Here is a 21,104-nt window from a genome sequence, read left to right on the forward strand (position 1 = left end):
TTATAATAGAAACAAAAATCATAGAAACAATGAAAAAGTTCTTATTTCTTATAGCCGTATGCTGCCTCACTACGACAGCCACCAAGGCACAGGATGTGCTCAACGAGATAGTAAAGACTTCTCTCAGCATCACCAACGACACCACACTGAGCCGCGAGGTACGAAAGGCTGCTGTGTTCAAGTATGATGCCATGTCTTATCTGCGCTCCAAGGTGTTGCCCCCAAATGTTCTGTTGGAACAGAAGATCAGTGCCGACTCACTCAACGCATGTATCAAGATGCTCAATGAGCAGGCTTACGCCATGAACCAGTATGTAACTCTTTATCAAAAGCGACTCTCTGAAGCCAAGAAGCGCAACAAAGGCATGGTGAGAAGCCTCTTCAAGCAAGCCACCATCGACCACAAACTGTTCAACGACAGCGATACTGAAATCACACTGGCTTACTTCAACCGTTCCGACTACCCCATACAGTTCTGCCTCGACTGCGACTGGATCAAGACGCTCGCCTTCATCCGCTCTATCGACTGGAGCAAGATTTAGAGATTTGCATAGTCAACCCGTATTATAGCCCCAACTGGAATAGTAACTTATGTAATGTTATTATGTGGTTCTAAGCAATCAAAATCACATCAAACCACTATTACAGGGTAATACGTTTCTTATAAAAAAACAGCAGAGAGTAGTTTACAATAATCGGTAAACTACTCTCTGTTGTTTAGTTCTATCACATACAAAATCTCGTGCAGTACCGTAAAGCCACCGCACTTCACAACTTGCAGTTTCTTTGCAAGCTACAGAATATCTATGCGGTGTGTGTTATTTTTCTTATTGCTTTATCTTTAAAGCCAAATGCTTCAAAGTTTATTTCTTTTTCTTCAATGCCAGCTTTGGTATATGGATTTTCTGACCAGCCTTCACGTCGATAGCGCCGCCATTGACAGCCTCAAGATAACACTCCATACCTGGACCAAGATACAACTTGCTGATACTGCTCAAAGTCTGACCACTCTTGGCAACTATCGAATGATCCACACCCAAGATGCGATAAGCACCTGTTCGTACACGCGGATCGGCATCATACTTGCTTGCAGCCTGCACCTCCACTTTCTGCTTGGCTTCTTTCAAAGCTTTCTGCTTGGCAACTTCAGTCTGTTGCTTAGAGACAATCTCCTTTGCAGCAACTGCTTTTCTGAGGCTGTCAGACTGAGCGGCGGCATTCTGCTCATCAACTCCATTTAACACCTCAGCAGACTGAGCCAAACGAGCACTGTCTTGAAGCGCTTTGGTGCGCAAGTCATCCTTCTGAGCTTGTGCCAAACTGTCTTTCGCCATACGTAACTTCTGCATTTCCTCCAACTGCAAGGCAAGATGATTGCGTTGGGCTTGCATCTTACCATAGTTGAAAGCGAACCAGCCGATACCTCCTATCAAGAGAAAAATCAGAATAACAGCTACAGATATGACATAACGTGGAAGCATGAAATAATGCTTTCTATCTGATGAAGACTCTTCATCGTCCTCTTCGACAGTATTCTCAGGATTACCGACAGGGACAGCCTGCTTAGTTTGAGAAACTGGAGCCATCGTTTCGGGACGAGAGACTACAGTTTCCTCCTGAACAGAAGATGCTGTAACAGATTGAACGAGTACCTCCTTCACTACTGGCTGTTCGGGCTCTTTCACCTCAGCAACTGATTGCTCAGACAGATTGACCGCATCAGGAAGTTCGGGTTCTCGCACCTTTGATACTGGTTGTTCGGACTCTTGAGCATCAGCAACAAGCTGTTCTTTCTCTTTAATCTCTGATACAGGCACCTCAGCTTCCTCAGAAACAACAGATAAATCCTCTACCTGAACTGTTACTTCAGATACGACATCTTCCTTTAGCTCTGATTCGTCAGACATCTCAGCTACATCGGGAATGCTTTCCGCCTTATCTACGGGCGAAGTCTCCGACTCTTCAGCAATCTGTTGTTCATCAGAAGGTGCAGACACCTCCTCTTTGGCTTCGAAGGCAAACTTTCTGTCTATCTCGCTGAAATCAACACCATCGTTGACAACTACAGTCTCAAACTGAGCAAAGGGCTTATTGACAATTTCCTTCAGGATATTGTCAGGAGTGAAGGTTATCTTATCACGCCCGCCAATGATGATACGTTCGCCAGTATTGACATCCACACTTTCACGATCCTTGACAGACGTCACCTTGAAAGTACCAAGCCATCTTATTTTCAACTGCTTGTCAGACTGCATCACACCATTAGCCACATCAAACATCTGTTTGATGAAAGCCTCAGCCTCCAAAATGGTCATATTGTTCTTCTCGGCAAGAATCCTGGCAAGAATTGACATACTGGATCTATTCATCTCCTACTCCTCCATTCTTTAGTTTTTCCTTGATAGCAGCTACAGGACGAAAGGCAAGTACCAACTTGGGCGGTACGAGCTGACGCTTCTTGGTTGTGGGGTTGACAACCATGCGCTCCATACGCTTCTTAACCTCAAAAGTTCCAAAATTAGGAATAGCGACAGCCTCTCCCTCTTCGAACTGAGAGATCATTGCATCAATCACTTTTCTCACCAACTTCTGTGCATCCTCTTGCGAATAACCCGTCTGGCGAGCAAGTTCTGCTATGTATTCTTTATTGTTCATAATGATAAAAATCTATATGTGGATATTGGGAAGAATCCTTAAAATGCAAAATTAGTAAAATAATGACTAAAAACCAAACAAAATGGAGAAAAAGTGAAAGTTGCGAGGCTTTCACCCTGCAGTCAGCATGCGCCAAAAAGAGAAAAAGGAATACCAAGTTTTGACAAACTTGATATCCCCTTTGTTATGATTATGAAGCCACACACCGGAAAAGTGCAGGGCTACAAAGTTCTTTTTCACAAGATATTGAAATGGAAAGACGGAACTAATTGTTCACGCTACCACCCACAATATCGAGCAATTCATTCGTAATGGCCTGTTGACGACTCTTGTTGTACTGCAGGTTGAGCTCTCGCAAGAGTTCATCGGCGTTATCGGTTGCAGTCTGCATAGCTACCATTCGGGCTGCATGCTCACTGGCCTGACTGTCCAGAAGGGCTGTGTAAATCATCAGTCGCAACTGCTTAGGAATGAGCACACCCAATACCGTCTCCAAGTCTGGCTCTACGATGAAGTCATCGTTCAGAGGCTTTACCTCTGACATTTGGTGTTCATCATCCTCTACTTGTTTCTTACGCAAGTATTCCTGAGCCTTCGCCGTAACCACATTGGATGTGAGGTCGCGGTCGTTGTCTCCTCCTATAGCCTCAGTAGAGAGGTCGATAGGCAGGAAAGTTTTCTGTGTCAGGATTTGCGAGCCGGCACTCTTGAAGTGATGATAAATCATCTCCACCTTGTCGAGTTCGCCAGCAGCATACTGCTGAGCAAGTTTATGGGCGATGTCGGCACAAGCTTGTGCATTGGGATGGTCGGCAAGATCCATGAAGTTTCCGCCAGTCTTCAGTCCTAACTTCTGTGCCTTCTCAGCCACCTTTCTGCCTATAGGATAAACCATGATGTCGTCAATGCCTTGAGCCTTATACTCGTCCACCGCCTGCATCATCATCTTGATGACATTGGAGTTGAATCCGCCACACAAGCTGCTGTTGGAACTATAAACCACCAAAGCCACACGCTTAATTACCTTGTGCTCTACCTGCAACTCATGCTCCACATTGGGAGTACTGACCAAGAAACTCTTGAGGATATGCTCCAGCATATTCTCGTAAGGCAACATATTCTGAATAGCTACCTGAGCATGATGCAGCTTGCTCGAAGCAACCATCTTCATGGCACTCGTAATCTTACGGGTACTATTGACACTGGCGATGCGAGTTTTAATCTCTTTTAACGACGGCATAGGCTATTACGCTTTATATTGTCCTGCAACATTAGCCATGGTCTCCTCGATAACCTTGATACAGTCATCGGTAAGTTTACCATCTGCCAAAGTCTCGATAACATCGGAGTGCTGGCTACGCATAGCATCAAGGAACTGGTCCTGACACTCGCGAACCCTATCCATAGGCACATCGTGCATCAATCCGTGTACACCACAATAAAGTATGGCTACCTGCTCGCCTACTGGCATAGGGCGATACTGAGGCTGAACAAGGAGTTGGTCGTTCTTACGACCACGGTCCAAGGTCATTGCTGTCACGGCATCCATATCACTTGAGAACTTAGAGAAAGCCTCCAACTCACGATACTGAGCCATATCAATCTTCAAGGTACCAGCCACCTTCTTCATACTCTTGATCTGAGCAGAACCACCTACACGAGATACAGAGATACCCACGTTGATGGCTGGACGGAAGCCCTGGTTGAAGAGGTCGGTCTCCAGGAAGATCTGACCGTCGGTGATAGAAATCACATTGGTTGGAATATAGGCTGAAACGTCACCAGCCTGTGTCTCGATAATAGGAAGAGCTGTCAAAGAACCACCACCTCTTACCTTTCCCTTCATACACTCAGGCAGGTCGTTCATCTGCTCGGCAACTTCCTGCTGGTCGTTGATACGGGCAGCACGCTCCAAGAGACGAGAGTGGAGATAGAAGACATCACCAGGATAAGCCTCACGTCCTGAAGGACGACGAAGAATCAGTGATACCTCACGATAAGCCACAGCCTGCTTACTCAAGTCATCGTATACTACGAGAGCGGAATATCCACGATCGCGGAAATACTCACCGATAGCAGCTCCCGCGAATGGAGCATAATACTGCATCGCAGCAGGGTCGGCAGCTGTTGCACTTACAATAATGGTATAAGGCAAAGCGCCATGCTCCTTGAGGTTCTGTACCAATGCTGCAACGGTAGAGGCTTTCTGACCGATAGCTACATAAATACAATATACAGGCTTACCAGCCTCATAGAAACTCTTCTGATTGATAATGGTGTCTACTGCTATGGCAGTCTTACCCGTCTGACGGTCACCGATGATAAGCTCACGCTGACCACGACCAATAGGAATCATGGAGTCGACAGCCTTCAAACCTGTCTGCAAAGGTTCCTTTACTGGCTGTCGATAAATCACACCAGGAGCCTTGCGGTCCAAAGGCATCTCGAAAGAGTCGGTAAGATCAATATCTCCCAGTCCGTCAATGGCCTCACCCAGAGGGTTAACGACACGTCCTAAGAAATTGTCGTTCACGCGGATAGAGGCAATACGATGTGTACGCTTTACGCTCTGTCCCTCCTTGATGCCAGCTGTTGGACCCAAGAGGACACAACCTACATTATCTTCCTCCAAGTTCATGACAATTGCCATGGTGCCGTTCTCAAACTCAAGAAGTTCATTAGCCTCGGCATTACGAAGTCCATATATACGTGCCACGCCATCGCTGACAGTAAGCACTGTACCCACCTCGTCAAACTGCTGAGAGCCATTCACCTCCTGTAGTTGTTGCTGAAGAACTTCAGACACCTCACTTGGTTTAATTTTATCTGACATTGTTTGTTTACTTTAATTGTTATACGAGGAGTTAAGGAGTTGAAAGAAGTTGAGACTATACATATTCTCGTCTTCAAATTCATCCAATTTTAAGAAGTACTCCTAATTTATATCAGGCAAAAGGTGTTGATAGTAAACTCCTTTAACTCCTTAAAAACTTAACTACTCAAGAAAATTACTTTTTGAGCTGTGTCAGAATGTTGTTGAGCTTAGTCTTCACGCTCGCATCCATTCTGTAAGTATCGTACTCAAGGATAAAACCACCAATCAGTTCAGGGTTCACCTCAGTCTTGAACTCCACAGTACCTTGCGTTCTCTGTTCCACCATCTTGCGCATCTTGTCCTCAGTAGAGGCATCGACGGCAGTGGCGGTTATCAGCTTACCGCGGATGATGTTCTTCTGTTTCCTGTAAAGAGTGATATACGAAGCAGCCATGAATTGCAGGGTGCTCTCCCTATCCTCTTTCAAGACGAGAGCAATGAACTTCTGGCTCAACTCAGATGGCTTCTTGCCAAGAGCTGTAATGAGAAGTGCTTGCTTCTTGTCTTTGGAAAGCATAGGGTTGTCTATCGTAAATCTCAGTTCAGGCACGTCGATGTAGCTCTTGTAGAGCGTCTGCATCTCCTGATAAACCTGATCTTCGAGCTTCATGCCGAGTGCCGCCTTGATGAGGGCACGGGCATAACGCACCGATATTACACCTATATCCATAAGCTTTACTGTTTGTTGTCAGAAGAAACCTCGTCCAGCAGTCGATTTATCATATCCATCTGTGCCTTGTCATCGGAAAGCTTGGCTTTGAGAACCTTCTCTGCTATCTGAACAGAGAGTTCTGCCACCTGTCCACGTATCTCGCGAATGGCGTTCTGCTTCTCGTTCTCTATCTGCGTCTTGGCATCAGAGAGAAGTCGAGCACCTTCTTCGCGTGCCTTGTCCTGGGCTTTCTCTACGATGGCATCACGAGTTTCTGCAGCATCCTTGAGGATGGCAGCCTGCTTCTCGCGAGCTTCCTGCAAGATGGATTCACCTTCTTTTTGGATATTGGCAAGCTTCTCATTGGCTTCGTGAGCTTTACGCAAGCTCTCGTCGATGTAGTCCTTACGATCATTCACCATCTTAATGATGGCAGGAAATCCTGCCTTCCAGAGGATGAGGAAAACGATGAGGAAGACCAACGTCATCCAGAAAAGCAAACCACTATCAGGAATCAATAAATCCATATATACTGGTTAAAGTTTAACTTAAACGTTTTATTATTAACTAACTCTGATTGCTTTACAGTCCCCGTCCCTGTTCTTATCCTGTAAGGTGTAAACCTCTATAATATAAGGTATAGGTCTTAATATTAAGGTGTACGTCTCTCACATTAAAGACGAGGACCGCAACAGGCAATCATTACATAACGATTGCCAAGATGGCGATGATGACAGCGAAGAACGCAACACCCTCAACCAACGCAGCCGCGATAATCATAGAAGAACGAAGGTCGCCCATCTTCTCTGGCTGACGAGCCATGGCGTCCATAGCCTGGCCACCAATACGACCAATACCAATACCTGCGCCAATTGCGGCTAAACTTGCGCCAATTGCGGCACCTAACTTTGCGAGAGCATCTGCTGCTAATAAAAGTGATAACATAATCTTAAAATTTAAGTTGTTAATATTTTCTTGTTAATTGTCTTTGTTAATTAGTTCCGTAATGTTAGTTTTCTAAACCATATATTACTTCACTACCTCTGGCTCAGCCTCATGATGCTGCACATGAGCCAGCGAGATGAATACTGCACTCAGCATGGTGAACACCAACGCCTGAATGTAGCTTACCAATAATTCGAGGAGCATCATGAAGACACTCATCGCTACACTTACGATTGTCATACCCGTACCTGCCATATAGTTGACGATCATATCTTCACTGATGTTGAACATAATGAAAATAATAGCCGCAAACGCAAGAGCGATAGCGTGACCTGCCATCATATTGGCGAAGAGTCGGATAATCAAAGCCAACGGTTTCGTAAAGATTCCGAATAGCTCGATGAATGGCATCAATGGAACAGGCACCTTCAACCATGTTGGAACCTCAGGCCAGAAGATTTCCTTCCAGTACTCCTTGGTACCAGTGAAGTTGGTAATCAGGAATGTCGTCACACCGAAGAATGCGGTACAGGCGATATTACCTGTCAGGTTACCACCTCCAGGAGGGAAAGGAACGATACCCATGAGGTTGGCCACAAAGATGAAAAAGAAGCAAGTAAGCAACCAGGGTGCGTACTTGGGAGCCTCTTTACCGAGGGTAGCCTTGATCACATCGTCGTAAACCGACATGATAAACATGTGCATCAATCCCACAAATCCCTTAGGTGCAGGATCATCAACCTTGTGCTTCTTGCACCAGCGAGCTGGTATCAGTACACACAGCAACAAGACGATTGCATCGATGAAGAGCACGCAGACGGTTTTCGTGATGGAGATATCGAAAGGACGAACCTCCTGACCTCCCACCTTCTCTACAATCTTGTTGGGATTCGTCTGTGCGTCACCGTTTTTAATTACGAGATTAAATGGTCCGGGACGGTCGCCGTTAACGTCTCTCTCTTCAGAGAACTCGCTACTGCAGAACACGTGCCAGCCCGTTGAACTCTTTACGATGACAGGCAGATGAATCACTACGGGATGACCTCCCACCTCAGTGATATGCCATTCATAAGAATCCTTGATATGACCCCACAATATCTCTTTCACGTCGATGTTCTCCTTAGCTGATACCTGCAGAGGTGCCAACGTGAAGAGCAGCATCGCCATCAAGAGGAATTGCTTGAGATGTTTCATATTCTTTAATTCTTACTTTGTTTATTAATCTTGTTAGTTTCCGAGCCGTTTAAGAGAGTCGGCTCTTTTTCTCTACCCGTGCAAAGTAGATACAGTCGAACACGAGAAGTACGACATAGAAAAGGGCGAAGATAGCGGTAAAGCCTAAGATGTCCTGCTTGTCGCAAGTAAGCACATAGACGAGAAACACCAATGTGCCTGCCACCATCTTGACGACCAAAGCTGCCAGATAGAACTTGGCGAGATTAGCAGGCGAAGACTTTGCAACAGCCTTCCAGGCCTCACCATAAGCTGTACTTGCAACGAGCGAGAATATTGCACTCACTACCAAAGGTTTAACCACCTGAGCAAGGATATCATCGCATTGAGCCGACACCCTGCAGGCAAAGAGGATGGCAAGTGCCAACGCAGCTGTAAGCCACAGAGAAATCTGCTTGTACTTGATACCAGCCTGCCTGATGCTTTGCAAACGCATCTTTTCTTCTTTTTCCATTCCTAATCGAGAATTATTAATGCTTTATTGCTAATTCTTAATTTTAAATTATACTTCCACACAAAGGCTTACTTCGTTTTTCTTGCATTCTACGAATCCGCCGTTGATGTTCATTGTCTGTTTTCCTTCCTTGGTGGTGTATTCCACCTTTCCCACTTCTAACGAAGAGATGATAGGCGCATGGTCATTAAGAATCTCGAATGAGCCGAGAGTTCCTGGAACCAATACGCTTTCTACCTCACCTTGGAAAACTACCTTTTCGGGAGAAACTATCTTTAGCTGTAACATAATCCTTATATTTTAAAATGTTAAGTGTTAAATGTTAAGTGTTAAGTGTAAGCGTTAAATGATTCGTGTCTGAATCTCTAACGACATAGCATTTGGATACTTCACACTTCACTTCTCACCTTTTAGGATTATCCTTGTGCTGCTGCGAGCAACTGCTTAGCTTTCTCCTTTGCATCCTCGATAGTACCTACATTGAGGAACGCCTGCTCTGGCAGATCGTCCACCTCGCCGTCGAGGATGGCATTGAAGCCCTTGATAGTTTCTTCGATTGGAACCATCACACCCTTCAGACCGGTGAACTGCTCGGCAACGGTAAATGGCTGACTCAAGAAGCGCTGTACTCGGCGAGCACGGTTCACAGTCAGCTTATCCTCATCCGAGAGCTCATCCATACCGAGGATGGCAATGATGTCCTGCAACTCATTGTAACGCTGCAACAACTGCTTTACTCGCTGAGCACAATCATAATGTGCTTTGCCCACAATCAGCGGGTCGAGAATACGAGAGGTAGAACCCAGTGGGTCTACAGCCGGATAGATACCCAGAGAAGCGATCTTACGAGAAAGCTCAGTAGTGGCATCCAGATGAGTAAAGGTTGTAGCAGGAGCAGGGTCGGTCAAGTCATCGGCAGGCACATAAACAGCCTGTACTGAGGTGATAGAACCATTCTTGGTAGAAGTGATTCGCTCCTGCATGGCACCCATCTCTGATGCCAAAGTTGGTTGATAACCTACGGCTGAAGGCATACGACCCAACAGCGCAGAAACCTCAGAACCAGCCTGAGTGAAACGGAAGATGTTATCGATGAAGAACATAATATCGGCAGCCTCACCATTCTTTCCTCCATGATCACGGAACTCCTCGGCTACGGTCAAACCAGAAAGCGCCACAGAAGCACGTGCCCCAGGAGGCTCATTCATCTGACCATACACCAAGGTGGCCTGACTCTTGGCAAGCTCTTCCTGGTCGACAAGAGAAAGATCCCACTTGCCTTCTTCCATGGCCTTGCGGAACTTCTCGCCATACTTGATAACGCCAGACTCGAGCATATCTCGAATCAGGTCATTACCCTCACGGGTACGCTCACCTACTCCAGCGAACACAGAGTAGCCGTTGTGTCCCTTGGCAATATTGTTAATCAACTCCATGATAAGCACAGTCTTTCCAACACCGGCACCACCGAAAAGACCAATCTTACCACCCTTCATGTAAGGCTCGAGCAAGTCGATCACCTTGATACCGGTGGCAAGCATCTCCTTGTGCGTAGAGAGCTCATCAAACTTCGGAGCCGCACGGTGGATAGGATAAGCGCCTTTCATGTCCAATTCTTTCATACCATCAATAGGATGTCCGATGACATTCATCATACGGCCCTTGATTTGCTCTCCGGCAGGCATCAGAATTGGGTTGCCTGTAGAGACAACTTCCAATCCACGCTGCAAGCCGTCGGTGTTGTCCATGGCTACGCAACGAACTGTGTCCTCACCGATATGCTGTTGCACCTCGATGACCAGGTCACGTCCGTCTGGGCGTTTCACCTTCAGAGCTTCGTGAATCTTAGGAAGCACCTTCTCTGGATTCTCGCCCTTGGTATCGAAATAAACGTCGATAACAGGACCAATAATCTGAGAGATACGTCCGTTAATTTGTGACATAAGCTATTTTTTTTAATGTTAGTATATTTATTTTTATTCTGACTTGCTGCTATTAAGGTTCTGAACTCATACGAGAGTATGAAAGTTCAGCACAGACTCTTGGCATCAAGTAGTTTGCATGCAAAAGTAACAAACATTCGCGGAAACGCCAAATTAAAGAGAAGTTTTATTCGCCTTTAAACCATTTTTAGTCCCCTTTAAACCATTTTATAAAACAGTTTTTGTCTTTATATTATACATTTTAAGTTGCACCGTATATGATGACCGGAGTTTGTCATATATTGTGACCAAGGCTTGCCATATATTGTGACCAAGCTTGGTCATCTATGATAACCAGGGATTACACCTTAATATATATAAGAGGAACATTACTGCTTTATAAAATGATTATTCTTATATTTCCTCCACATGTAGTGTATGATGAGTTGGGATTAGATACTCAACTCGTCAAGCACCTTGATCAACTTGCGGTCGAAAGGTTTGTCGGAACGGATGGCTTCTGACAGAGGAACATAAACCACCTCGTTGTTTCTTACACCTACCATCACGTTTCTCTGTCCCTGCATAATGGCCTCTATAGCTCCACAGCCAGTACGGCTGGCAAGGATACGGTCGCGTGCAGAAGGACGACCGCCACGCTGCAAATGACCCAAGATAGACACACGCACATCGAACTCAGGGAACTCCTTGCGTACACGGTCTGCATAATAAAGCGCGCCACACTTAGGACTCTCCGATACGATAACGATACAACTCTTCTTTGATTTACGAATACCACGCTCCATAAACTGGGCCAGCTGGTCGACATCGGTAGAGTCTTCAGGAATAATAGCAGCCTCCGCACCACTTGCAATAGCACTGTTCTGTGCCAGGAAGCCAGCATCACGACCCATCACCTCTACAAAGAAGATGCGCTCGTGGCTCTGAGCAGTATCACGTATACGGTCTACACATTCTACTATCGTATTCATGGTAGTATCGTAACCGATGGTATTGTCTGTACCATAAAGGTCATTGTCAATCGTTCCTGGAAGACCAATACAGCAGATATCAAAGTCGCGCGCCAGATTCATAGCACCAGTAAGCGATCCGTTTCCGCCGATAACAACAAGTGCATCGATTTCTTCTTTCTGTATGGTCTCAAAAGCTTTCTGACGACCTTCGTCAGTCATGAACTCCTTAGAGCGGGCTGTCTTCAGAATAGTTCCACCCGTACCAATAATACCACTTACATTTTCTGTTGTAAAAGTCTTGATCTCGTCATTAATCAATCCGTCGTATCCACGAAAAATTCCTTTTACCGTATAGCCATTATAGATGGCCGAGCGAGTAACGGCACGAATAGCCGCATTCATACCTGGTGCGTCTCCACCAGATGTCAGTACACCAATCGTTTTAATCTTTGCCATAACCAAATACCTTTATTTGTAGTACGTTATTTTATGATAATATTTATTTTTTATTGATTTCGTTCAAAAAATGGACATGTTCTTCTTTCCTTATTATCTAATGTCCTTGTTACTGCATCAGCCATAGAAATCCGAGTCCTATGATGCCTCCCACCAAGGCTTTCCAGCCTACATGACGGAAGAACCAGCCTACATGCATGCGCTCCATCTTCATCAATGCCAAACCACTCATTGTTCCAATACCCAAGATGTTTCCACCTGCCATTACGCAGAAGGCTACGACCCTCCAATACAAACCATTGCAACTGTAGACGGTAGAGAGTTCGGATGCCAAGCCTGTTTGTCCCATCTCGTCAGGAAGCGAGAAGAAATTGATGGCAGTCGCAAAATTGTCGAGCACCGTACTCAACACGCCCGCAGCCACTCCATGAAGCCAAACGAAAGGCTGACTATCATTAACACCCAAGTATTCCATCAACTCATCGTATGCTCCAGTTTCCTTCACAACACCTACAGCCAACATGATGCCCATCACAAAGAGAATCATCTGAATGACACCATATTGCAGCACACGAGGCGTACGGCGGTCGACCATTGCATCCATGTTCATCAGCTTGCGATTGAAAATCTCGTTGACAATCCACAAGACAGACAACACACACAGAGCCCCCAAGAAAGGACTCAGTTTGGAGATATTATGGAAGGTCGGGATAAACCACAGTCCACCGATACCCACAAAGAGCATGAGAAGACGCTGCCATACATTGAGTCGGGTATCATCGCCTCGATAAGGCATGACGATCCATTCGGTGTCGACACGCTCGGGAAGACTTCTCGATATCAGATAAGTAGGAACCAACCAGGTCGCAAGACAGGGCAGCAAAAGTGACATAGAGTAACTGGTGGCCGTTACTGCTCCACCGTTCCACAGCACCAATCCCTCAGGATTGCCGATAACAGTCAGCGCACCTCCACAATTGGCAGACAGCAAGATGGCGCTGCCATAAAACATACGCTGTCTGCGACTGGGAATAATACCATGCATGATGGTAAGCATCATGACAGTAGTGGTCAGGTTGTCAAGATTGGCAGAAATAACAAATGTCACCACAGAAAGTGTCCAAATCATACGCTTGCTATTACGGGTGCGAAGCAACTGGCGGATAAAATCGAAACAACCATTATTGTTGAGAATTTCAACAATCGTCATCGTCGCCAACAGGAACAAGACTATCTCTGCAGCTCTTCCCACATATGGCAGGAAGACAAAACGGGAAATAAAGCTCTTGACTGTTGCGCTGGATTCTGGGATGGCAGGAGTCTGACTGTGCAGATAGCTCGAAAAATCATAAGCATGCTGACTGGTTACGAAATCCATACCAAAACAAATATACAAAACCCATCCCACCGTACCAGCAAAAATGGCCACGGCAGCACGGTTCACCTTGGTAATATTCTCCGTTGCTATAAGGAGACATCCCAACAATAATATGGACACAATGACTATCGTCATATAACTATGCTCTCTTTATTTAAACGCAAAATTAACAATTAATCTGAAATAACAAGCACTTAGCTGCAAAAAAAATCAATTGTTTCATGGAAAAGTAACATATTGCAACATTTTACCATCCATTTTGCTATGTTGAGATAGCAAAAAGCAACTTGTTTGTATTTAAAAATCGAATGACAAATAATCGCAAACAACAAGAGAAAGTTTACTTTTCCTCTCTCTTCAGCAACCAAAATCGTTAAACCACAGTTCAAAGCGGCTTCAATAGTCAATGAAGCCTATTTCGTAGAGCAATGAAAGCGGCTTCGTAAGCAGTTGAAGCCTATTGCATTATTCTGATAGAAACTATCAAAAAATATAGTTGACCACTTTAAACTTTATTAACATCGCCCTACCTGCAAGGGACACATTTGTGCTCTTTAAGGAACATTTTACCGCAAAGGAAAATTACACAGAATGGAAATAATATGGTCAACTGTTTAAGCACTAATCCTTATCCCAGAAATAGAATTTACACAGCAAGCTCCTGCGTAGAAAAAATGACAAAGAAAAAGGTCGCTCCCAAAGGGAACGACCTTTATTCTTTTCATCGAAGAAGATGAGTTGAAGCGAGAATTAAGCCTCTGCAGGAGCCTCCTCAGCAGGAGCAGCCTCCTCAGTAGCTGCAGCCTCAGCCTCTGCCTTAGCAGCAGCCTCAGCAGCCTTCTTGTCAGCTACCTTCTTAGCGATTGCTTCATTTACTTTCTTCTCAGCCTCGAGCTCCTTAGCAGCAGCATCCTTCTTTGCCTTAGCCTCGTTCTCGCGAACAGCAGAAGCCTTAGCATCCTTGCCATTCTTCCAAGCATCGAAACGCTTCTGAGCCTCAGCCTCATCGAAAGCGCCCTTCTTTACGCCACCACGGAGGTGCTTCATCAGGTAAACGCCCTCGCCCTTGAGGATGTTACGTACTGTGTCTGTAGGCTGCGCACCTGTCTCTACCCAGTAGAGGGCACGATCGAAATTCAAATCTACAGTAGCAGGATTGGTGTTAGGGTTGAAAGTACCAATCTTCTCAGTAAATTTACCATCACGTGGTGCTCTAACGTCAGCGATTACGATGCTATAGAAAGCATAGCTCTTACGACCGCCGCGCTGCAATCTGATTTTTGTTGCCATTTTTTTTAAATTTTATTTATTTGAGGTTTGAATTTTATGCTGTTATCACGTAACAGCCGTGCAAAGGTACGGCTTTTTTCCATACCTCACAAGTTTTTTCTTTTATTTTTCTTCTTTTTTAACGTATTCTGTCGGCTGCTCTGACCAGTTTCTCATCATCTGCCACTCCTTTTCGTGCCAATACAACCATAATGATGGCAATAAGTGGCAGACAGGCAGCAAACTTCACCTCTACATTTCCTTCCACCTCGGGCACTGTCACCATGCCGAAAAACAGCAAGGCATAATCTATGTACCACAATACAGAGAACAACAGATTAGTGGCACAAAGTGACAACTGCAGCTTGCGGTTTTTATACAGGAATATTGTCACCAACGACAAGGCTGTAGAGACAGCAAGCAAAATAAAAAGAGGCAGACAGGTGCCCGACACAGTAATCGTTCCGTTGTCATCTACGAAACCAAGGTTGTAGAGAGAAACAACTCCTCCCATTCCCTCTGGCAGAATGACACCTATCGGCATAAAGAAGCACAGCAAACTGGCGATGACAGCAACGAGCAGAAACAATGTTTGTTTGCGTTGTATCATATTCTTTACTGTTTTTAGAAATCCAAAGAGTCCTTTTTGCTTGTCATATTGTCCTTAGAAGGATCGCGCCAGTAGATGTTGCCTTCTACAAACTCCTGTGTAGCAAGCAATGTTGGCTTTGGCAGTTTCTCATAATAACGAGAAATCTCAATCTGCTCACGGTTTTCGAAAACCTCCTCCAAAGAATCGTTATAAGAAGCAAACTCCTGAAGTTTCTTGCTCAGGTCTTGCTTGATCTCAACAGATATCTGGTTGCTACGCTTTGCGATAATGGCCACACTCTCGTAGATATTGCCAGTATTGTCACAAAGGTCCATAATGTTGCGGGTCACGGTATTTACCGGTGCTTTTGATTTCTTGTAATCCATAATCTTGCTTTTATTCTATTTTATTTTCTTTATTTCATTATTTATTCTCTAATTTGCTGTAGCTGTCCTCGGGATGTGCTTTCTCAAATTCCTTGCATTTGGCAATAAACTTTTCGGCAGTAGCACGCTCCTTTGAGTCAGGATACTCGTTGATGAATCCGTAGCACTCGTCCTCTGCATCCTGATATCGCTCCAACTGCTTGCTCTCCACACTCATCTTGGCGAGTTCGTACTTGCCCTTCATAATCAGAATGGCAAATTCCTCGCGCTTGTTGCTGTAGGGATAGTCCTTCAAGGCGTTCTGTGCAGTCACGATACAAGCCTCATAGTTGTTTCCGCCACTGGTACAGTTGCCAAAGTATGTACCCAGATCATAATAGAGTTTAGCATTCTTGTACTCCTTCTCTACCAAGAGGTCCTGCAAAGCAAACAAGCGGTTGGTTGCCTGTTTCTTCAGTTTCGCATCGGGATAAAGATCCAGATATTCCTGAAAAGCAGCTATGGCCGACACGGTGAGCGACTGGTCAAGGCGAGGCTCGGGCGCATTCTTGTAAAGACTCTCTCCTACATAATATTTGGCATTCTCTGCATAAATGCCTTTTGGATAAGTCTGATAATACTTCTTGAAATACTCCGAAGCTGTTTCATAGTCACGCAAGCCATACTCAGCCATTGCCAACATATAGAGACACTCTTCAGCCTCTGTACTGCCCTTCTTCAGAGTTACCAGTTCCTGAAGCAATGTTACTGCACGGGAATACTTTCCTGTGGCATAGCATTCCTTTGCATACTCATATTTAAAGTTGTAATTGTCAGATTTATAAACCTGATTAAACTGGTTGGCGCAGCTCGTCATGAGCAACGCAACACATGCTGTGATTAAAACAGTTTTCTTCATAGGTCACGTTTTGAGTTGCAAAGTTACAGATATTTTGCTTATCCGCAAAGGAAAAAATACATTTTTTCGCAATTTATTAGTCTTTATAACGATTAATGCTCTTTTTTTTGTACTTTTGCAATTTAAAAGACAGTGCATTCACAACTTATTCGTAAGAAAAATGCATGATATCTAAAAAAACAGGAACAGAACATGAACTTTAAGCTGACATCCAAGTACCAGCCTACAGGCGACCAGCCACAGGCCATCAGACAGCTCACCGAAGGCATAGAGCAAGGTGAGCCGGCACAGGTTCTGCTCGGAGTAACAGGCTCGGGCAAGACTTTCACAGTGGCAAACGTCATTGCCAACGTAGGAAAGCCAACCCTCGTGCTGAGCCACAACAAGACTCTTGCAGCACAGTTGTACCAGGAAATGAAAAGTTTCTTTCCAGAAAATGCTGTAGAGTACTATGTGTCTTACTACGATTACTATCAGCCAGAGGCTTACCTGCCGACAACGGATACTTATATCGAGAAAGATCTTGCCATCAACGACGAGATAGACAAGTTGCGCCTGGGGGCTGTATCGGCTCTGCTTTCCGGACGGAAAGATGTCATCGTGGTGTCTTCTGTCTCGTGTATTTATGGTATGGGAGGTCCTACTGCCATGCAGGAGAACATCATCAAGATAAAGAAAGGGCAGCAACTCGACAGGAACGAGTTTCTGCGACAGTTAGTGGATGCCCTGTATGTAAGAAACGATATCGAACTGCAACGTGGCAACTTCCGTGTCAAGGGCGAAACTGTAGATATCTTCATGGCTTATAGCGACAATGTGCTGAGAGTTACCTGGTGGGACGACGAGATAGACTCTATCGAGGAGGTGGACTCTCTCACCTATCACCGGTTGGTTTCGTTTGATGCCTATGAAATTTATCCTGCCAACCTCTTTGTCACCACCAAGGAACAAACCGAGAAAGCCATACGCATGATACAGGATGATCTGGTTGTGCGCGAGCAGTTCTTCAAGGATTTGGGCGACAACATCAAGGCACAGCGCATCAAGGAACGAGTGGAATACGACATGGAGATGATCAAGGAATTGGGACATTGCTCGGGTATCGAGAACTATTCGCGGTACTTCGACGGTCGACATGAGGGCGAACGTCCCTACTGCCTGCTCGACTTCTTCCCCAAAGACTTCCTGCTGGTAGTAGACGAGAGTCATGTCAGCATTCCGCAAATAGGAGCTATGTATGGTGGCGACCGCGCCCGCAAGCAAAACCTGGTGGAATATGGTTTCCGTCTGCCAGCAGCCTTCGACAACCGTCCGCTTACCTTCGATGAGTTTCACAGCATGATACATCAGGCCATCTATGTAAGCGCCACTCCCGCCGACTACGAGTTGAGAGAGTCGGAGGGTGTTGTAGTAGAACAACTTATTCGTCCTACAGGTTTGCTTGACCCAGAGATAGAAGTACGCCCCAGCGAGAACCAAATAGACGACCTGCTCGACGAGATACTTACCCGTACCCATCGCAATGAGCGAGTACTTATCACAACCCTGACCAAGCGAATGGCTGAGGAATTGACAGAATTCTTGCTGAACCACAGCGTGAAGGCAGCCTATATACATAGTGATGTGGCCACACTCGACCGAGTAAAAATCATGAACGACCTTCGTGCTGGCGTTTATGACGTTTTGGTGGGAGTCAACCTGCTGCGAGAAGGACTCGACTTGCCGGAAGTATCACTTGTTGCCATCCTCGACGCAGACAAGGAGGGCTTCCTAAGAAGCCACCGCTCTCTTACTCAGACTGCAGGACGTGCCGCCCGAAATGTGAACGGAAAGGTAATCATGTATGCAGATAATATCACAGAGAGTATGCAACGCACCATTGATGAGACTGCCCGTCGCCGTACTATCCAGTTGCAGTATAATGCCGACCACAACATCACTCCTCGCCAAATAGTGAAGGCTATCACATCGGCCCTGCCTACTTCTAAAGAAACAGAACCTACAACCAGTATGCAAAAGACAGCAGCCCAGCGCGTATATATCGAACCAGAGGGAGCCTCCTTCGCAGCCGATCCTATCGTGCGCAGCATGAGCAAAGAGGAACTGCAGAAGAGTATTGCCAACACGACAGCTCTCATGAAACAAGCTGCCAAGGACCTCGACTTCATGCAGGCAGCGCAATATCGCGACGAGATTATCCGCCTGCAGAAAGAGCTGGAGGAAAAAGAAGCGTAAACCACATACATGTCCAGACCTCTTCCAAAAAAATAAAAGACACACTGGCAAAGACACTGATTTGGACAAAACTATATAAAAATTTCATCAAATGGAATCTCTACAAAAAGACTATTCAAATGACAGTTTCTTGAGTCTTCCTCTCAGCGTCTCTGCTTCCGATTTACGGATAGAGAGAGTGATAGAACAGGTGTTGTCATATTCCTGACTCACAATACGGGGTTGCATTTCCTTGACAACCCGCATCACATCATTCATCATCACATAAGGGAAATCATACTTCACCAGTTCTTCCACCTGTCTTGTCTCTTGTACGGAGTCTTCTATGGCCAAGGCTGCAGCAGCCTTGTATGCCACAATGAGTCCACCTGTTCCCAGGTTGACACCACCATAATATCTCACCACAATAATCAAGATATCAGTAAGGTCGTTGCTGTTAATCTGTCCCAAGATTGGTTTGCCTGCCGTACTGCTCGGCTCGCCATCATCATTGGCCCGAAACTCAGTCCTCTCAGCCCCAAGCATATAAGCATAGCATACATGTCGGGCATCATAATACTTCTTGCGGTAAGAGGCAACAATCTCCTTCACCTCATCAAGTGTTTCCACATGATGTGAAAAAGCAAGGAACTTACTCCGTTTTTCAGAGTAAGTCCCCTCGCCTATTTTATTTGTTATAGTCTTATATTCGTCAATCACCGTACAAATGTTGAAATTCGTATTCTTTATTTAAGTTTGTGAATAATGAGTCCGCTGCGTAACTTAGGCTCGAACCATGTAGCCTTAGGAGGCATTATTTTTCCACTGTCAGCAATATCCATAATCTGTTGCATTGTGACAGGATGCAAGGCAAGAGCCATACGCATCTCTCCACTGTCTACACGACGCTTCAACTCACCTAAACCACGAAGACCTCCAACGAAATCAATACGCTTGTCGGAACGCAAATCCTTAATGCCCAATATCTCGTCAAGAATCAATCGGGAAGAAATATCCACATCCAGCACCCCGATAGGATCGCTGTCATCATAGGTTCCTGGCTTGGCAAATAGTCCATACCATTTTCCGTCCAGATACAAGAGAAAAGAGTGAAGGGCAGCAGGCTTGAGAACATCCAATCCAAATTTATCAATAGCCTCCTCAACAGACATTTTCTCATAACAAGGTATTCCATCTTCCTCGCCCGACACATTGACATTGACTGCGTCAATCTCTATGACCTCGAAGTTCTCTGTCAACTTGTCAAGGAACTGATCGGAAGTAAGACCATTCAGGTCTTTCACGACACGATTGTAGTCGAGAATGGTCAACTGACTGGCCTGGAAACAAACTGCCATGAAGTAGTTGTACTCTTCCTTACCGGTATGATTGGGGTTCAGCTTTGCCTTTTCTGCACCCACGAGTGCGGCAGCAGCAGAGCGATGATGCCCGTCGGCAATATATAGACTTGGCATCTTGGCAAACTCTGCCGTAATTGTAGCAATATCCTTATCGTCGCCTACCACCCAGAACTGATGACGAAAACCGTCGATAGGAGCTATGAAATCATATTCGGGTGTAGTCGCAGCATAACGCATCAATATCTCGTTGAGAACAGCGTTATCGGGATAAGCAAAGAACACGGGTTCGATATTGGCATCGCATACACGCACATGCTTCATGCGGTCTTCCTCCTTGTCGCGACGAGTAAGTTCATGCTTCTTGATAACACCTGTAAGATAATCATTCACGTAGGCACCAACGACCAGACCATATTGTGTCTTGCCGTTCATAGTCTGCGCATAGATATAATACTGTTCCTTGTCGTCCTGCTTCAGCCAGCCGTTTTTCTGAAACTTCTTGAAATTTTCAGCAGCACTTTCATAGACGCGCGGATCATACTCTGAGGTACCAGGTTCGAAGTTGATTTCTGGTTTGATGATATGATAAAGACTCTTCTCATTATCACCAGCCTCTTCACGGGCTTCCTCAGAATTGAGGACATCATATGGACGAGACTCCACCTGTTCTACAAGGTCCTTAGGAGGTCTCACTCCCTTGAAAGGTTTAATAATTGCCATAATAGTTTTCTTTGAGGTTTTGAATATTGAAACCCAATCGGTCATCAGACCCAAGAGATGGGCTTACATCATAATTGTTTATATCCTATAAAACGCAAAAAACTTTGAGACTTGACCAAG

The 21,104-nt window shown here is 45.3% G+C and carries 21 protein-coding genes; 2 read left to right on the forward strand and 19 right to left on the reverse strand.

What is annotated here, in order from left to right:
* The first annotated feature begins 29 nt into the window (after positions 1-29).
* Positions 30-542 (forward strand): hypothetical protein, encoded by a 513-nt coding sequence (locus tag P3T48_RS09420; RefSeq protein ID WP_158463439.1) that lies wholly within the window; start codon positions 30-32, stop codon positions 540-542.
* Between the two features lie 321 nt (positions 543-863).
* Here the strand turns inward: P3T48_RS09420 and P3T48_RS09425 are convergent, their stop codons facing one another.
* The 17 genes from P3T48_RS09425 to P3T48_RS09505 form a co-directional block, all read right to left on the reverse strand.
* On the reverse strand, positions 864-2,369 hold the full coding sequence (locus P3T48_RS09425) for an HU family DNA-binding protein (protein ID WP_276506525.1): 1,506 nt from the start codon (positions 2,367-2,369) through the stop codon (positions 864-866).
* Positions 2,362-2,655: an HU family DNA-binding protein gene (locus tag P3T48_RS09430; protein WP_022253220.1), complete on the reverse strand. Its 294-nt coding sequence runs from the start codon at positions 2,653-2,655 to the stop codon at positions 2,362-2,364. The genes P3T48_RS09425 and P3T48_RS09430 overlap by 8 nt, the downstream gene beginning before the upstream one ends.
* A 265-nt stretch (positions 2,656-2,920) precedes the next feature.
* Entirely contained in the window at positions 2,921-3,895 is a 975-nt protein-coding gene (locus P3T48_RS09435; RefSeq protein WP_276506526.1) for a F0F1 ATP synthase subunit gamma, read from the reverse strand.
* A gap of 6 nt (positions 3,896-3,901) precedes the next feature.
* The gene (gene atpA, locus P3T48_RS09440; RefSeq protein ID WP_022253222.1) at positions 3,902-5,488 is read right to left on the reverse strand and encodes a F0F1 ATP synthase subunit alpha; all 1,587 of its coding nucleotides are present in this window, start codon (positions 5,486-5,488) and stop codon (positions 3,902-3,904) included.
* Positions 5,489-5,663: 175 nt separating this feature from the next.
* On the reverse strand, positions 5,664-6,200 hold the full coding sequence (locus P3T48_RS09445) for a F0F1 ATP synthase subunit delta (RefSeq protein ID WP_022253223.1): 537 nt from the start codon (positions 6,198-6,200) through the stop codon (positions 5,664-5,666).
* 5 nt (positions 6,201-6,205) lie between these two features.
* On the reverse strand, positions 6,206-6,709 hold the full coding sequence (atpF, locus tag P3T48_RS09450; RefSeq protein ID WP_022253224.1) for a F0F1 ATP synthase subunit B: 504 nt from the start codon (positions 6,707-6,709) through the stop codon (positions 6,206-6,208).
* A gap of 175 nt (positions 6,710-6,884) precedes the next feature.
* On the reverse strand, positions 6,885-7,127 hold the full coding sequence (atpE, locus tag P3T48_RS09455) for an ATP synthase F0 subunit C (protein WP_022253225.1): 243 nt from the start codon (positions 7,125-7,127) through the stop codon (positions 6,885-6,887).
* 84 nt (positions 7,128-7,211) lie between these two features.
* Positions 7,212-8,321, reverse strand: a complete 1,110-nt coding sequence (gene atpB, locus P3T48_RS09460) for a F0F1 ATP synthase subunit A (protein ID WP_217758637.1) — start codon at positions 8,319-8,321, stop codon at positions 7,212-7,214.
* Positions 8,322-8,370: 49 nt separating this feature from the next.
* Positions 8,371-8,814, reverse strand: a complete 444-nt coding sequence (locus P3T48_RS09465) for a hypothetical protein (protein ID WP_276506527.1) — start codon at positions 8,812-8,814, stop codon at positions 8,371-8,373.
* Positions 8,815-8,862: 48 nt separating this feature from the next.
* Complete coding sequence (gene atpC / locus P3T48_RS09470; RefSeq protein WP_217758639.1) at positions 8,863-9,102, reverse strand: ATP synthase F1 subunit epsilon; 240 nt, start codon at positions 9,100-9,102, stop codon at positions 8,863-8,865.
* A gap of 128 nt (positions 9,103-9,230) precedes the next feature.
* Entirely contained in the window at positions 9,231-10,757 is a 1,527-nt protein-coding gene (gene atpD / locus P3T48_RS09475; protein WP_276506528.1) for a F0F1 ATP synthase subunit beta, read from the reverse strand.
* A 431-nt stretch (positions 10,758-11,188) separates the two neighbouring features.
* A complete protein-coding gene (gene pfkA / locus P3T48_RS09480) occupies positions 11,189-12,166 on the reverse strand; it encodes a 6-phosphofructokinase (RefSeq protein ID WP_022253230.1) in 978 nt (325 codons plus the stop codon).
* A gap of 109 nt (positions 12,167-12,275) precedes the next feature.
* The gene (locus P3T48_RS09485; RefSeq protein ID WP_276506529.1) at positions 12,276-13,679 is read right to left on the reverse strand and encodes an SLC13 family permease; all 1,404 of its coding nucleotides are present in this window, start codon (positions 13,677-13,679) and stop codon (positions 12,276-12,278) included.
* Between the two features lie 615 nt (positions 13,680-14,294).
* Positions 14,295-14,834 (reverse strand): 30S ribosomal protein S16, encoded by a 540-nt coding sequence (locus P3T48_RS09490; protein WP_022253316.1) that lies wholly within the window; start codon positions 14,832-14,834, stop codon positions 14,295-14,297.
* A 118-nt stretch (positions 14,835-14,952) separates the two neighbouring features.
* Positions 14,953-15,423 (reverse strand): DUF4293 domain-containing protein, encoded by a 471-nt coding sequence (locus tag P3T48_RS09495; RefSeq protein ID WP_276506530.1) that lies wholly within the window; start codon positions 15,421-15,423, stop codon positions 14,953-14,955.
* Positions 15,424-15,437: 14 nt separating this feature from the next.
* On the reverse strand, positions 15,438-15,791 hold the full coding sequence (locus P3T48_RS09500) for a DNA-directed RNA polymerase subunit omega (protein ID WP_276506531.1): 354 nt from the start codon (positions 15,789-15,791) through the stop codon (positions 15,438-15,440).
* A 37-nt stretch (positions 15,792-15,828) separates the two neighbouring features.
* Positions 15,829-16,689, reverse strand: coding sequence for an outer membrane protein assembly factor BamD (locus P3T48_RS09505; RefSeq protein ID WP_276506532.1), 861 nt, complete (start codon positions 16,687-16,689; stop codon positions 15,829-15,831).
* 192 nt (positions 16,690-16,881) lie between these two features.
* Here P3T48_RS09505 and uvrB point away from each other — a divergent pair, with 192 nt between their 5' ends.
* Positions 16,882-18,924 (forward strand): excinuclease ABC subunit UvrB, encoded by a 2,043-nt coding sequence (uvrB, locus tag P3T48_RS09510; protein WP_276506533.1) that lies wholly within the window; start codon positions 16,882-16,884, stop codon positions 18,922-18,924.
* Between the two features lie 111 nt (positions 18,925-19,035).
* On the opposite strand, the gene P3T48_RS09515 is transcribed toward uvrB, so the two are convergent.
* Together P3T48_RS09515 and P3T48_RS09520 are read right to left on the reverse strand one after the other, a co-directional pair.
* Positions 19,036-19,623, reverse strand: coding sequence for an IMPACT family protein (locus P3T48_RS09515; RefSeq protein ID WP_276506534.1), 588 nt, complete (start codon positions 19,621-19,623; stop codon positions 19,036-19,038).
* Positions 19,624-19,649: 26 nt separating this feature from the next.
* Positions 19,650-20,984, reverse strand: coding sequence for a DUF1015 domain-containing protein (locus P3T48_RS09520; RefSeq protein WP_276506535.1), 1,335 nt, complete (start codon positions 20,982-20,984; stop codon positions 19,650-19,652).
* Between the last annotated feature and the right edge of the window lie 120 nt (positions 20,985-21,104).

This window comes from Segatella intestinalis (assembly GCF_029348455.1).
GTDB lineage: Bacteria > Bacteroidota > Bacteroidia > Bacteroidales > Bacteroidaceae > Prevotella.